At 73.1% G+C, this 14,105-nt stretch carries 11 protein-coding genes; 5 read left to right on the top strand and 6 right to left on the bottom strand.

Annotated features, from left to right (window positions below; translation table 11 throughout):
• A partial coding sequence (locus tag ACWD5O_RS35515) for a glutamine synthetase beta-grasp domain-containing protein (RefSeq protein ID WP_450087995.1) occupies positions 1-641 on the bottom strand: 641 nt, incomplete at its 3' end.
• A gap of 257 nt (positions 642-898) precedes the next feature.
• On the opposite strand from ACWD5O_RS35515, the gene ACWD5O_RS35510 reads away from it, so the two are divergent.
• Entirely contained in the window at positions 899-1,297 is a 399-nt protein-coding gene (locus ACWD5O_RS35510; protein WP_354965113.1) for an RDD family protein, read from the top strand.
• A 66-nt stretch (positions 1,298-1,363) separates the two neighbouring features.
• On the opposite strand, the gene ACWD5O_RS35505 is transcribed toward ACWD5O_RS35510, so the two are convergent.
• Positions 1,364-2,050: a DUF4191 domain-containing protein gene (locus ACWD5O_RS35505; protein WP_089019642.1), complete on the bottom strand. Its 687-nt coding sequence runs from the start codon at positions 2,048-2,050 to the stop codon at positions 1,364-1,366.
• Between the two features lie 207 nt (positions 2,051-2,257).
• On the opposite strand from ACWD5O_RS35505, the gene ACWD5O_RS35500 reads away from it, so the two are divergent.
• Both ACWD5O_RS35500 and ACWD5O_RS35495 read left to right on the top strand, forming a co-directional pair.
• Positions 2,258-2,428: a hypothetical protein gene (locus ACWD5O_RS35500; protein WP_354965112.1), complete on the top strand. Its 171-nt coding sequence runs from the start codon at positions 2,258-2,260 to the stop codon at positions 2,426-2,428.
• Positions 2,425-5,433, top strand: coding sequence for an ATP-binding protein (locus ACWD5O_RS35495; RefSeq protein ID WP_450087994.1), 3,009 nt, complete (start codon positions 2,425-2,427; stop codon positions 5,431-5,433). Before ACWD5O_RS35500 ends, ACWD5O_RS35495 begins: the two co-directional genes overlap by 4 nt.
• 27 nt (positions 5,434-5,460) lie before the next feature.
• On the opposite strand, the gene ACWD5O_RS35490 is transcribed toward ACWD5O_RS35495, so the two are convergent.
• Both ACWD5O_RS35490 and lipA read right to left on the bottom strand, forming a co-directional pair.
• A complete protein-coding gene (locus ACWD5O_RS35490; RefSeq protein ID WP_450087993.1) occupies positions 5,461-7,017 on the bottom strand; it encodes a hypothetical protein in 1,557 nt (518 codons plus the stop codon).
• A gap of 186 nt (positions 7,018-7,203) precedes the next feature.
• On the bottom strand, positions 7,204-8,229 hold the full coding sequence (gene lipA, locus ACWD5O_RS35485) for a lipoyl synthase (RefSeq protein ID WP_354965109.1): 1,026 nt from the start codon (positions 8,227-8,229) through the stop codon (positions 7,204-7,206).
• 427 nt (positions 8,230-8,656) lie between these two features.
• On the opposite strand from lipA, the gene aspS reads away from it, so the two are divergent.
• The gene (gene aspS, locus ACWD5O_RS35480; RefSeq protein ID WP_450087992.1) at positions 8,657-9,943 is read left to right on the top strand and encodes an aspartate--tRNA(Asn) ligase; all 1,287 of its coding nucleotides are present in this window, start codon (positions 8,657-8,659) and stop codon (positions 9,941-9,943) included.
• Positions 9,944-9,983: 40 nt separating this feature from the next.
• On the opposite strand, the gene lipB is transcribed toward aspS, so the two are convergent.
• Both lipB and ACWD5O_RS35470 read right to left on the bottom strand, forming a co-directional pair.
• A complete protein-coding gene (lipB, locus tag ACWD5O_RS35475) occupies positions 9,984-10,625 on the bottom strand; it encodes a lipoyl(octanoyl) transferase LipB (protein ID WP_450087991.1) in 642 nt (213 codons plus the stop codon).
• A gap of 85 nt (positions 10,626-10,710) precedes the next feature.
• A complete protein-coding gene (locus ACWD5O_RS35470; protein ID WP_450087990.1) occupies positions 10,711-12,537 on the bottom strand; it encodes a DUF2079 domain-containing protein in 1,827 nt (608 codons plus the stop codon).
• A gap of 234 nt (positions 12,538-12,771) precedes the next feature.
• Here ACWD5O_RS35470 and ACWD5O_RS35465 point away from each other — a divergent pair, with 234 nt between their 5' ends.
• Positions 12,772-13,989 carry an extracellular catalytic domain type 1 short-chain-length polyhydroxyalkanoate depolymerase gene (locus ACWD5O_RS35465; RefSeq protein ID WP_450087989.1) on the top strand — a complete coding sequence of 406 codons (1,218 nt, stop codon included), beginning with the start codon at positions 12,772-12,774 and terminating at the stop codon, positions 13,987-13,989.
• The last annotated feature ends 116 nt before the right edge of the window (positions 13,990-14,105 follow it).

Below are 14,105 nucleotides of genomic sequence, written 5' to 3'. Positions count from 1 at the left end.
TGGTGTGAGCGTTCCACGGTGAAGCCGCCGTCGACGAGGCGGCGCACGATCGAGTCGCGTAGGTCGGCGTAGTGATCGACCGGGGGGACGGGGAAGTAGCCGCCCTTGTAGGCGGTCTTGTAGCCGCGGTTGCCGCCGGGCTCTTCGCGGCCGGTGTTCCAGGCGCCTTCGACGGAGTCGATGTAGTAGAACGACTGGTGCGCGGAGGTTTCGTGGCGGATGGAGTCGAAGATGTAGAACTCGGCTTCGGCGCCGAAGTAGGCGGTGTCGGCGATGCCGCTGGCGGCGAGGTACGCCTCGGCTTTCTTGGCGACGTTGCGGGGGTCGCGGCTGTAGGCCTCGCGGGTGAACGGGTCGTGGATGAAGAAGTTCAACGCGAGGGTTTTCTGCGCCCGGAACGGGTCGATGAACGCGGTGGCGACGTCCGGGAGCAGGAGCATGTCCGACTCGTGGATCGCCTGGAAACCGCGGATCGATGAGCCGTCGAACGCGAGGCCGTCGGTGAACAGGTCGTCGTTGACGGACTCGACCGGCAGGTTGAAGTGCTGCATCACGCCGGGCAGGTCACAGAAACGAACGTCGACGAACTTCACGTCCTCGTTCTTGAGGTACCGCAGCAGTTCCTCGGAATTGGCGAACACACGTCCTCCTGGCACGTCCACGGGGTGGCTAGGCTCCTTGCGACGCTATGGCCAGGCGGTTGCCCGGCCGTGTCCCCGGTGTTTCTGCCGTGTTACGTCCCTCGCGGAGCGTCAGCGACGCTCCTATATCGCTCCCGGTCGGCCGCGAACGGTGTACCGGCGAGACCATTGTAATGACGTTTGATGTCATTGGCCCGATTTGGCGCGCGCGGTGGCACCCGGAAGCCCCGATCCCGACACGGATACCCTTGACCGCTGTGACCAACCCGCAGGCCCCGGCAGCACCGGCCACCGACCCCACCTTCACCCCGCCGAGCCTTGGTCGACGGTTCGGGGCGCTGATCATCGACTGGGTGCTGTGCCTGCTGGTGGCCAACATCTTCGCCGACCCGGTGCACGACGGCTGGGCCCCCGTGCTGGTGCTGATCCTGCTGTACGCCTTCTTCCTCGGCCTGTTCGCCCAGACGCCAGGCATGTACATCACGAAGGTCCGCTGCGTGAACTGGCACGACGGCGGCCGGATCGGGCTGCTCCGTGGGCTGGCCCGGGGTCTGCTGCTGGCCCTCGTCGTCCCCGCGCTGATCATGGACGAGCACCGTCGCGGCCTGCACGACCGGCTCACCGACGCGGTCATCGTCGACGCCCCCCGCCGCTGACCGCCCACCCCAACGCGAAAGAGCCGGGCCCGCAGGGGTCCGGCTCTTCGGGGCGTACGCCAGGGGTCAGCGCCGCGACTGGCGGAAGGAGCCGCCCGGCGGTCGCATGTTCTTCGGGATCGCGCCCTTGGGCATCTGCGGCCGGGCCGTCAGCGCCTTGAGCCGCTTGTCCAGCGAGTTGACGTCCTTGCCGCTGAGCGCCCGGGGCAGCCGCAGCAGCGTCGTCCGCAGCTTGCGGATCGGCAGCTCGCCCTCCTCCTGCCCGATCACGTAGTCGTGCAGCGGGGCGGAGCCGATCACCTTGGCCAGCCGCCGCTTCTCCTGCCCGAGCAGGCCGCGCACCCGCTGCGGGTTGCCCTCGGCCAGCAGGATCACGCCGGGCCGGCCGATCACCAGGTGGACCATGTCCATCTGGGTGGTGGAGCTGACGGCCGGGGTCACCCGCCAGTCGCCGCGCATGTTCTCCATGATCTGCGCCGCCGCGCCGGGCTGCCCCTCGGCGGCGTTCATCATCGCCTTGTTGGACCGCAGATTCAGCACGATCAGCACCGCGAGCAGGGCGAACAGGATGCCCAGCGGCAGCCAGATCCAGCTCCAGAGGATGACCGCGACCACGGTGAGGGCGAGCGGGAGGAGCACCGCGGCGGCGACCAGCGGCGCGAACCACCGGTCCTGCTTGGCGGTGAACTGGAACACCATCCCGATCTGCTTCAGCCGCTGGCCGAACGAGACCTTCTCCTGGGGCTTTGCCATGCCGCAGAGTCTAGTGGGCGCCGCCCGCCCCGTTGATCCGCGTCCGGGTGCCGGTCGGCTGAGTACCTTACGTCGCCGTACGCCTCCGCGGCGGGCGCGTAAGGAGGCTGGCCCCGGAGAAGATCCGGCAGTGTGCCCATGCCCGGGTGGGGCCTTCGCGCGAAGAGTCATCAACAGCAAGATGACGACGCCACGAAGGAGCCCGAGATGTTCGGCAACGACGCAGATTTCCTGCTCGCCCTGCACCACAGCCACGCCGCCGAGCTGCGCGCCGAGGCGGCGACGGAACGACTCGCCCGGTCGATGTCCCGCCCCGGCAGGCGCAACTGGCTGGGCCGGCGCCAGCAGATCCGGCGTACCGGCGACGACCGCCGGTGAGCGCCACCGCCTTACCCGCCGCCGCGGCCACCCCGCCGCCGTCCCCGCCGCTCGGTCACCAGCCGGTCGGCGTGGCCGGCGGCGGGGCCCGTCATGGCATGCTCAACCCCGTGACCGTACGTGCCGCCAGCTCCGTCCTCGTCGGCCGCCAGCGCGAGATCGCCGCGCTGCGGGCCGCGCTGGCTCGGGCCCGGGCCGGGGAACCCAGCACCGTCCTGGTCGGTGGCGAGGCGGGCGTCGGCAAGACCCGGCTGCTGGAGGAGTTCGCGGGCTCGGCCACCGACGCCGGCGCGCGGGTGCTCGTCGGCCAGTGCCTGGAGCTGGGCGAGGCCGGCCTGCCGTTCGCACCGTTCGCCGCCGCGCTGCGCGCGGTGCTGCGCGCCGACGGCGCCGAGGTCTTCGCCGGATACGAGGCGGAGTTCGCCCGGCTCCTGCCGGAGCTGGGCCGGGTGTCCGCCGCGCTGGCCGCGCCGGCCGCCGCGCCGCTCACCGACGCGCCGCGCGGCTACCTGTTCGACCTGGTCGCTGAGCTGTTCCAACGACTCGCCGACGTCCGGCCGCTGGTGCTGGTGATCGAGGACCTGCACTGGGCGGACCGTTCCACCCGGGACCTGATCGGTTTTCTGGTCCGGGCCGCCCGGCCGGGCCGACTGCTGCTGGTCAGCACCTACCGCACCGACGAGCTTCAGCGCGGGCATCCGCTGCGCCCGTTCCTGGCCGAGCTGGACCGGGCCCGCGGCGTCGAGCGGGTCGAGCTGGGCCGGCTGGACCGCGACGGCACCGCCGCGATCCTCGCCGACCTCCTCGGCGCCGAGCCGCATCCCCGCGTCATCGACGACATCCACGAGCGCACCCAGGGCAATCCGTTCTTCATCGAGGAGCTGACCGTCGCGGGCGACCCGATCGGCTGCGCCGCGCTACCCGAGACGCTGCGCGACCTGCTGCTGGCCCGGGTGGACCGGCTTCCCGAGCCCGCCCAGCGGGTGCTGCGGATCGCCGCGGCCGGCGGCACCCGCTTCGCCCACCACCTGCTCGCCGAGGTCGCCGGGCTGCCCGAGGCCGAGCTGGAGGACGCGCTGCGCGCAGCTGTCGCCGCCCAGCTGGTGGTGGCTCGTGACGGCGACTACGAGTTCCGGCACGCGCTGGTCCGCGAGGCCGTGCACGACGAGCTGCTGCCCGGTGAGCACGCCCGGCTGCACGCCCGGTTCGCCGCCGCGATCGAGGCCCAGCCGCACCTGGTCGCCGAGGGTCGGGCCCCGGCCGAGATCGCCCATCACTGGTACGCCGCGAACGACCACCCCCGGGCCCTGGTCACCGCACGGGCCGCCGCCTGCGCCGCCGCCGACCGGTACGCCTACGCCGAGCAGCGCCGGCTGCTGGAACGGGTGCTGGAGCTGTGGGAACTGGTGCCCGACGCCGCCGGCCGGCTCGGCATGGACCACCTGGCACTGCTGGAGCAGACGTTGAACGCTGCGGTCACGGCGGGCGACTTCAGCCGCGCGATCACCCTGACCAGGGCCGGCCTGGCCGAGGTGGATGCCGAGGCCGCGCCCCTGCGCGCCGCCCGCCTGCTGGACCAGCGGGGCCGACTGCTGGCCCTGCTTGGCAAGAGCGACGGCAGCAGCGAGCTGGGTGAGGCGTACCGGCTGGCGGCGGGCGGCCCGGCCGGCGTGGAGCGGGTCCAGCTGCTCGCCGACATCGCCGCCCACCTGATCAAGATCGACCCGCAGCAGGCGGCCCGGGTGGCCACCGAGGCCGTCGCGGACGCCGAGGCCCTCGGCGAGTACGTGGCCCTGCTGCCCACGCGGATCGCCCTGCTCTGCCACGGCGACCGGGACCTGGAGCAGGGGCTTGCGGAGCTGCGCGAGGCCGAGTCGGTCGCCCGCGCCGCCGGCGACGCGCCGGCCCTGGTGATCGCCATGGTGTACCGATCGGACGTGCTCTGCGAGCTGGGCCGCTACGCCGAGTCCGCGCAGACGGCCGAGGCCGGCGTGGCCGAGGCGCGGCGGGTGGGGATCAGCCGTTCCACCGGGGCGTACCTGCTGAGCAACCGGGCCGAGGCGTTGATCGCGCTGGGCCGGTGGGACGAAGCGGAGGCGGTGTGCGCGGAGGCCGCCCGGATCGATCTGTCCGGCGTCACCGGGGTGCACTGGCTCCAACTGGGCGCCGGGCTGCGGCTGGCCCGCGCCCATCCGGGCGCCTACGAACTGGTCGACAGGGCGCTGGCCTTCCTCGGCCGGCCCTACCTGTGGCCGAGCCACCGGCTGCCCCTGCACGAGCTGGGGATCGAGTCGGCGTTGGCCGCCGACGACAAGGTCGAGGCGGTCCGGGCGGCCCGCGTCGCGCTGGCCGACCAGAGCCTGGCGCAGCTGCCCCGCGAGGGCTGGCCGGTGCTCAGCGCCGTCGCGCGTACCGCCGCCCGGGTCGAGGACCGGGAGTTGGCGGCCGCCGTCGCGGCGCTCGCCGCCGACCTGCCCGCTCGGCACCCGGCCGCGCGGGCGCACGCCGCCCAGGTCACCGCCCTGCTCGCGACCGCCGGGCGGGCGCTGCCGGCCTGGCGTACGGCGGTGGACGCGTGGCGGGCCGACGGGCAGCCGTACCCGCTGGGCCGGGCGTTGCTGGCGCTGGCCGAGGCGGCCGCCGCCGCCGGAGAGCGGGACGAGGTGGCGGCGGCGGTCACCGAGGCCACCGAGATCGCCCGGCGGCTGGGCGCGACGCCGTTGGCCGAGGCGGCCGCCACCCTGGCCCGCCGGGTCGGCCTGCGCGGGGCCGGCCAGGCGGGGCCTGGCGTCGACCTGCTGACCTCGCGGGAACGGGAGGTGCTGCGGCTGGTCGCCGAGGGGCACAGCAACAGCCGGATCGCCGAGCGGCTGTTCATCTCGCCGAAGACGGCCAGCGTCCACGTGTCCCGGATCATCGCCAAGCTGGGCGTGACCAACCGGGGCGAGGCCGCGGCCGTGGCCCACCGCCTCGGTCTGCTCGCCGAGCCCGCTGCACCCCGCTGACGAGCGCACCGGTGGTCGGCCGACCCCTCAGGCACGTGGCAGGTAGATCCGCCAGCCGTCGAGCGTGACCAGGTCCAGGCTGTCCGGGGCGGCGCGCTGCCGGTCGTCGAGCCGGGCCGCCATCGGCGACCCGGTCGGCGCGACCCAGGCCGGCGCCGTCGCGCCCTCCACCTCCCGCCGGTACGCGGGGTAGCGGTCGAGGCCGGGGCGCAGCCTGTCGTCGACGACCGCGCAGACCACCTCCTCCGCGCTGGCGAAGGTGAGCCGGTTGCAGGTCCAGTAGCCGGCCCGCACCTGCCGTACGCCCAGATGGCGCAGGGTGGTCACCAGCTCGGCGTGCCGGGCCTCGGCGGCCCGGGTCGCCGGGGCGGTCTGCACCGACCGCCAGGTGGCGTGGGCGGCGGTGCCTACCGTGGCGGCGAGAACGACCAGCGCGACCGGCCGGGCGGCCGTCCACCGCCCCCCGCTCCGGGCCACCGTCCACACCGGCCAGAGCAGCACCGGCAGGGAGATGAGCAGGCAGGACAGGTAGCGGGAACTCTCCACCGGGGTGAGCCCGGCTGCGCTGCTCACGGTGTACGCGCCGAGCGTGGCCACCGCGGCCAGCACCAGAGCCAGCCGCATGGCCGCCGCGGCCCGGGGCGACGGACCAGCGGTGGGCGGCCGACGCAGCACCCGCCAGGCGGTACCCGCGGCGACCGCCAGCAGCACCGGCAGGGCGAGCGCCCACCACAGCTGCCAGGTGGCGCACCGCCCCGGCGCGCAGAAGCCCATGCCCAGCGGTGGGCCGAGCAGCAGCCCGCCGTGCAGCCGCTCCACCCAGCCCGTGGTGGCGTCCGCGCTGCTGGCGGCGATCATCGCGCGCAGGGGGATCCGCCCGGTCAGCAGGCTGTGCGCCAGCAGCGGGGCCGCGCCCAGCACGGTGGCGGCCCCGAGCAGCACGCCGGCCGCTCCGCGCAGTTCCCGGCGGCAGAACACGACAAGCACCCCGCCGGTGGCGAGGACGTAGGCCAGCACCAGCGGGTCGACCCAGAGCATCAGGCCGGCCAGGAACCCCCACGCCGCCCAGCGCAGCAGCCGCCGACCCGGCCGTCCGGTGGCCAGATCCAGGGCGAGCAGGGCGAGCGCCACCCCGGCCGCGTTCATCTCGGGGTAGCCGCCGCCGGCGATCAACTGGTTCTTGACCACCCGATCGGAGCCGAGGGCGAGCAGCGCCACCACCAGCAGCCCGAACCAGCGGTCCCCGGTCAGCCGCAGTGTCAGTCGCCAGGCCAGCAGCAGGAACACCGCGTACAGCGCCAGCGTGGGCAGCCGCAGGCCGAGCAGCGATGGCCCGCCGATCAGGGCGAACACGGGTGCGGCCAGGTACGCCTCCAGCGTGCCCATGTACTGCTGGCCGTAGAACCAGACCGGGAAGCCCTCACCCCGGGCGATGTGCAGCGCGGCCAACCCCATGGTGGCCTCGTCGCTGTTCGTCGGCGGCGCGGCGTGGCCCAGCAGAGCGAGGCGATAGCCCACACCCGCGACGACGGCGGGCACGGTGAGGATTTCGGGCAGCCGCGACCGCCGGACGGGTTGCGACACCCGTTGCACAGACACCAGCACCTGTACATAACGGGCGAATGCGGCAATTGGCGCGCAACCGCCAGTGTTCGGCGGTAGCCGTCAGCCGATCAGGGCATTCGGGTGCCGGCGCTCTCCGGCACGGCGTGGGCCGGCGGGTCGCCGCAGCTCAGCCCGGCGGCGGCGGTCCCGGACGTCGGGTGCGGGTCAGCCGGCGGTGCCGACCGGGGCGGCGGCGCGGGCGTCGAGAGCCTGCCGGTAGAGCCGGCCGGCGCGGTACGACGAGCGCACCAGCGGCCCGCTCATCACCCCGGCGAAGCCGATCTCCTCGGCCTCCTCGCGCAGCTCCACGAACTCCTCCGGCTTGACCCAGCGGGTCACCGGGTGGTGCCGGGGCGAGGGGCGCAGGTACTGCGTGATGGTGATCAGCTCGCAGCCGGCCTCGTGCAGGTCGCGCAGCGCCTGCGAGACCTCGGCCCGCTCCTCGCCCATGCCCAGGATCAGGTTGCTCTTGGTGACCAGGCCGTCGGCGCGGGCCTGCCGGATCACGTCCAGCGAGCGGTCGTAGCGGAACGCGGGGCGGATCCGCTTGAAGATGCGCGGCACCGTCTCCACGTTGTGCGCCAGCACCTCCGGGCGGGAGCCGAAGACCTCGGCCAGCTGCTCGGGGACGGCGTTGAAGTCCGGGATCAGCAACTCGACGCCGCAGCCCGGCTGAAGGGCGTGGATCTGCCGGACGGTCTCGGCGTACAGCCAGGCGCCGCCGTCGGGCAGGTCGTCGCGGGCGACGCCGGTGATGGTGGCGTAGCGCAGCCCCATGGACACCACCGACTCGGCGACCCGGCGGGGCTCGTCGGCGTCGAACTCGGCTGGCTTGCCGGTGTCGATCTGGCAGAAGTCGCATCGCCGGGTGCACTGGTCGCCGCCGATCAGGAAGGTGGCCTCGCGGTCTTCCCAACACTCGTAGATGTTGGGGCAGCCGGCCTCCTGGCAGACGGTGTGCAGCCCCTCGCGCGAGACGAGCCCGCGCAGCTGGGTGTACTCCGGCCCCATCTTGGCCTTGACCTTGATCCATGGCGGTTTGCGCTCGATCGGCGTCTCGGCGTTGCGCGCCTCGATCCGCAGCAGACGCCGCCCCTCGGGGGCGGCCGTTGCGGTGCGCGCTGCCTGGCCGGTCGTCGGCGCGGAGTGCTCGATCGTCACGAAAACGAGCCTACGCCCGACGGCCGCCATCTATGTGCGTCGGGCGACCGGCGTCACGCCGTGGATGTTGTGACGCCGGACACCGACGGCTCGAAATCGGCGTCACAGCCGCAGGGATCGGGTGTTACCGTCACCGCCAACAGCGATGACGGAGCCGAGTAGCGCCCGACCCGCCAGTGCAGAGAGCCGCCGGTGCTGAGAGGCGGTCTGGCGCCGGTGCGCGAAGACCCTCCCGAGCTGCGGGAAGAACGGTTGCGGGTCACCCCGTGCCCAGTAGAGCCCGCCCGGCTGGCCCCGGTCATCAGGCGACGAACGAACGAGGCCCCCGCTCCGGCGGGGGCGAAGGTGTGGTGGCACCGCGAGGTTCCCGCTCGCCCACACCTCCCTGGGGCTGATGCGACGCTTTCGCCACCCCAGGGCGGCGACGGCGTGGCGATCGACCGAGGAGCAGCCCGCCATGCAACGAACCCTGTCCCACCAACTGCCCGCCCAGGTCGGCGCGACCGTGCGGATCGCCGGCTGGGTGCACCGCCGCCGAATGCTCAAGTCGGTGGCCTTCCTGATCGTGCGCGACGCCACCGGCCTGGCCCAGGTCGTCGTCACCGACCCGGCCGTCCGCGCCGAGCTGGAGAAACTCACCGAGGAGACGGTCGTCGAGGTCACCGCGACGGCCACCGCGAACGACACCGCGCCCGCCGGGGTCGAGCTGACCGACCCGGCGGTACGTCCGCTCGGCCCGCCCGCAGTGCCGCCGCCGTTCGACCTGTACCGGCCGGCGCTCAGCGCGAGCCTGCCCACCCAGCTCGACAACGCGCCGACCGCGCTGCGCCACCCCACCCGATCCGCGGCACTGCGGATCTCGGCGGCGGCGGTGGCCGGGTTCCGTGCCGCGCTCGACGGCCGGGACTTCGTGGAGGTCCACACGCCGAAGGTGGTCAGCTCCTCCACGGAGAGCGGGGCGAACGTGTTCGCGCTGGACTGGTTCGGCCGGCCCGCGTACCTGGCCCAGTCGCCGCAGTTCTACAAGCAGCTGATGGTCGGCGTCTTCGAACGGGTCTACGAGGTGGGGCCGGTCTTCCGGGCGGAACCGCACGACACCGTCCGGCACCTGGCGCAGTACACGTCGCTCGACGTGGAGCTGGGCTTCGTCGCCGACCACCGTGACGTGATGGTCGTGCTGCGGGACACCCTGGCCGGGATGCTGGGCACGGTGTGCGAGCGGGCCGCAGGCGCACTGGCCACGCTCGGCGTCGAGGTGCCGGCCGTGCCGGCGCAGATCCCGGCGGTGCACTTCACCGAGGCGCTGGCGATCGCCGGCGCGCCCGCCGACGAGCCGGACCTCGCGCCCGCCCACGAGCGGGCGTTGGGGGAGTGGGCCCGCCGCGAGCACGGGTCGGACTTCCTCTTCGTCACCGGCTACCCGATGGCGAAGCGGCCGTTCTACACCCACCCCGACCCCGCGCGGCCGGCGTACTCGAACGGCTTCGACCTGCTCTTCCGGGGCCTGGAGCTGGTCACCGGCGGGCAGCGGCTGCACCGGCACGCCGACTACCTGGCGGCGCTGGCGGCGCGGGGGGAGCCGGTCGAGCCGTACGCCGGCTACCTGGACGCGTTCCGGCACGGCATGCCACCACACGGCGGGTTCGCCATCGGCCTGGAGCGCTTCGTGGCCCGCCTGGTCGGCGCGGCGAACATCCGGGAGGTCACCGCGTTCCCACGCGACCTGCACCGCCTCACGCCGTGAGCGCAGCGGGCCCCTGGCGCCACCGCCGGGGGCCCGCCGCTCAGACCTCGACCAGGGTGGACAGTCGGCGCTCGACCACCGGGAGCACGTCGGCGACGGTGATCGGGCGGCCCAGCTCGGCGGTGAGCGAGGTGACGCCGGCGTCCCGGATGCCGCACGGCACGATCCGGTCGAAGTACGTCAGGTCGCAGTCGCAGTTGATCGAGAAGCCGTGCAGGGTGACGCCCCGGGCGACCCGGATGCCGATGGCGGCCACCTTGCGGGCCGGCCCCCGGTCGTCCTCGGGCACCCAGACCCCGCTGCGCCCCTCGACCCGACCGGCGGTCAGCCCGAACTCGGCGCACACGTCGATCAGCAGTTCCTCGGTGCGGCGTACGTAGGCGACCACGTCCACCGGGTCGGGCAGCCGGAGAATCGGGTAGCCGACGAGCTGCCCCGGCCCGTGCCAGGTGATCTTGCCGCCGCGATCCACGTCGACGACCGGGGTGCCGTCCACCGGCCGGTCCCACGGCTCGGTGCGCTTGCCCGCGGTGTAGACGCTCGGGTGCTCCAGCAGCAGCACGGTGTCGCCGCGCTCGCCGGCCACCACCGCCTCGTGCAGGCGGCGCTGCTCGTCCCAGGCGGCCTGGTACTCGAGCAGGCCGGCGCGGACGGCCGTCAGGCCGGAGGTCGTCGTCGTCACGCCCCTCAGCCTAGTCCCGTGACCGGCGATGATCGCTGGTGAGCCGCCTCACCAGGACGGCGGCGGCGGAGGAGGGCGACGGCGGTCAGGCCGGTCGGATGCGCCAGACCCAGACGTCGTCGACCCGTTGCGGTTCGCCGAACAGGGCGTTGGCGGTGCGCCGGACCGCCTCCTCGTCGACGTCGAACTTCGCGCCGTGTACCCGGTCGGGAAGGACGACCGTCTCGATCCGCCAGTGCTGCAGGTCGGCGCGGACATCCCGCAGGGTGCCGTCGGTGATGATCGGCACCAGCCCGGTCCGCCCGGCCTGGTCCATCAGGGCGCTCAGGGTGCGGGGCACCGGCCCGATCCGGCCGCGACCGTCCGGGCCACCGGGGCCGAGGAAGAAGCCGCCCGGAATGGCGAACTCACCCTGCCGATGGGACAGCGCGTACGCCTGCCAGCGCTGCCCGTCGGGGTAGATGTCCACGGTCAGTGGCACCGGCGTGAGCACTCCGCCGGGCGAGACGTACTCCCGCCAGGTGCCGGTCGTGATGAACTGCGGGACGGGCTCCCGCTCGTGGGTCAGCAGCGGGGTGGGCAGCAGCGGCAGCAAAGCCGCGGCGAAGCCGATCGACCAGGCCAGCTCCGCGGAGCGCTGCCGGGGCGGATCGTGCCGCAGCTGGTCGATGGCGTACGCCAACAGCACCCCGATCACCGGCGCGACCACCAGGGCCAGCCGGGCGGGCAGTGCGGCGTTCACCACCGGCAGTTGCCCGAACAGGTCGAACGGCATCGGCAGGTCGGTGCGCCGGCCATCGACCTTCGCCACCGGCCCGAAGGAGAGCACGGTGAAGAGCACCGCGGTGGCGCCCAGCGCCCAGAGGGTGGCCCGGCGGGCGGAATCGGCGCGTCGCCAGAGCGCGACGAAGCAGACCACCGTGAGCACCAGCAGGGGGATGCCGAAGAACGAGTTCTCCTCGGTCGGGTTCGGCGCCAGCGCGGTGCCCAGCCCGGCCTCACCGGCCAGCGAGCGGCGCGGGAACGCGGCGAACGCGGCGATGTCCTCGGAGTGGATCACCGGGTCGAAGCCGGTGCCGTGGAACCGCTGAGGCCCGGCGAAGTGCAGCCACAGCGGGTACGACAGCAGCACGCCCGCCACCACCGCGGTCACCCCGAGCCCGCGCAGGAAGGTGGGCAGCACGGCTCGGGCCTCGGCGCGGTGGGCCGGGTGCAGCGCCCAGACGGCGACGAACACGCCGAGCGCGAGCGCGGCGAAGAACAGCCCCTCGGCGGCGATCGAGAAGGCCACCGCGACCAGGACGCCGAGGATCACCCCGTCCCGGAGCCAGCGCCCCGGGCGGCGCAGCGCGAACAGCCGCCAGACCAGCAGTGGCACCAGCCAGCCGGCGCTCCAGTTCAGGTGGGCGTTGGCGTGCGAGACCATGCCGGGGGAGTAGGCGATGAACAGGGCGCCGACCCCGGCGGCCAGCCGGCTGCGGACCAGGTGCCGGGAGAGCAGCCAGTACCAGGCCAGCGCGGTGGCGAGCAGGTTGAGGGTGAGGATCACCAGGAAGGTCGCCGGCGGCCCGATCAGGTACGTGAGCGGCGCGAAGACGACGGCGTACACCGTGATCGAGGTGTTGACCGCGAGGTTGACCCCGTCCGGGACGTTGATCAGGTACGTGAAGAACGGGTTCTCCCCGTGCGTCACCGCGTGCCCGCCGAAGGCGAGCAGCCATTCGAAGAGCGCCTGGTCGCTGGAGTTGACGGTGATGGTGCGCACGTTCGGGTCCCGCCACAGCCCACTGGTCACCCAGACGGCGAGCGCGAGCGCCACCAGCACGACGATCAGGTCGGCCCGGCGGTCGCGGGCGGCGCGAGGTGGTGACGCGGGTGCGGGCCCGGTGGCCAGCGACGGGGAGGACGGCACGCAGCGGACGTTACCAACCGGACCTGGACGGGCCGGTCATACATGCAAGGAGGGGACCCTTGTTATCGCCTGAGGTAGAGGAGGGGGCCCTTCCTAACGGTTGGATCGTCCGGCGTACACAGTGGCCCCCGTGAATGTGTGACTGTGGCCCATGTCATAGCGGCGACACGCCGACGTAACGTTCCGGCAATTCGACCGTGACCCAGTTCACAGTCCGCCCGTCAGGAGGCCGCCGTGCGCCGCTCCTCGTCCACCCTCACCCGGCTGATCGGTGCGGTCGCCGGGCTCGTCCTCGCCGTCGCCGGTGCGGTCGCCCTCGCCACGCCCGCCCAGGCGGCCAGCCTGACCCAGGTCACCGGCTTCGGGTCCAACCCCGGCAACCTCGCCATGTACGCCTACCGTCCGGACAACCTGCCGGCCAGCTCCCCGGCCGTGGTGCTGCTGCACGGCTGCACCCAGAACGCCTCCGGCTACTTCGCCAACTCCGGCTGGCAGAAGTACGCCGACCAGTGGAAGTTCGCCCTGATCGTTCCCCAGCAACCGTCGGGCAACAACGCCAACAGCTGCTTCAACTGGTTCGAGCCGGGGGACACCGCCCGGGGCCAGGGCGAGGCGCTGTCGATCAAGCAGATGGTCGACCACGCCAAGACGAACTTCGGGGTGGACAGGGGCCGGGTCTTCGTCAGCGGCCTTTCCGCGGGCGCGGCGATGAGCTCGGTCATGCTCGCCACCTACCCGGACGTCTTCGCCGCCGGGTCAATCATCGCCGGCATCCCGTACCGCTGCGCCACCAGCATGGTCAACGCGTTCAGCTGCATGAACCCGGGCGCCGACAAGACCCCGGCCGCCTGGGGCGACCTCGTCCGCGGCGCGTACCCCGGCTACAGCGGCCGGCGGCCCCGGGTGGCAATCTGGCACGGCACCTCGGACACGACGGTCGCCCCGCTCAACGGCGCGGAGTCCCGCGACCAGTGGACCAACGTGCGGGGGGTTCCGCAAACCCCGAGCAGCACGTCGTCGCTGCCCGGCGGCACCAGCCTGGAGGTGTACGGCAACGACGACGTGCGGCTCTACCGGGTCTCCGGGATGGGCCACGGCACTCCGGTCGACCCGGGCTCCGGCGCCGAGCAGTGCGGCAGCACCGCCGCGTACTTCCTGGACACCATCTGCTCGACGTACCGCGACGCGGTCTTCTTCGGGCTCGGCGGTGGCGGCACCACCCCGACCCCGACCCCGACGGCCACCCCGACGCCGACGCCGACCCCCACCCCGACCACGCCGCCGACCTGCGTGACCGCCAGCAACTACGCGCACGTCAGCGCCGGTCGGGCGTACCAGTCCGGCGGCTACGCCTACGCGAACGGCTCCAACCAGCGGATGGGCCTCTACAACACCTTCTACACCAGCGCCCTCAAGCAGACCGCCCCCAACTACTGGGTGATCGGCTGCTGACCCCACCCCCCACCCGCTGACCCCCGTCGGTCGAATACAGAAAATAACACAAAACCCCACTCCCCGCGGAAACAATCAATAGACAAAAGGCCGGTCGGGTTTAAGGATTTTGGTCG

The sequence above is a fragment of the Micromonospora sp. NPDC005161 genome (assembly GCF_053599855.1).
Note: the sequence above shows the minus strand (reverse complement) of the source record. Positions and strands in the feature narration are given on the sequence as shown.

Bases quoted from the DNA above. Each gene is read 5' to 3' on its own strand.
- ACWD5O_RS35500 (WP_354965112.1), top strand. From the start codon at position 2,258: ATGTTCGGCAACGACGCAGATTTCCTGCTCGCCCTGCACCACAGCCAC.
- lipA (WP_354965109.1), bottom strand. From the start codon at position 8,229: ATGGCGGCCGTCGGGCGTAGGCTCGTTTTCGTGACGATCGAGCACTCC.
- aspS (WP_450087992.1), top strand. From the start codon at position 8,657: ATGCAACGAACCCTGTCCCACCAACTGCCCGCCCAGGTCGGCGCGACC.
- ACWD5O_RS35505 (WP_089019642.1), bottom strand. From the start codon at position 2,050: ATGGCAAAGCCCCAGGAGAAGGTCTCGTTCGGCCAGCGGCTGAAGCAG.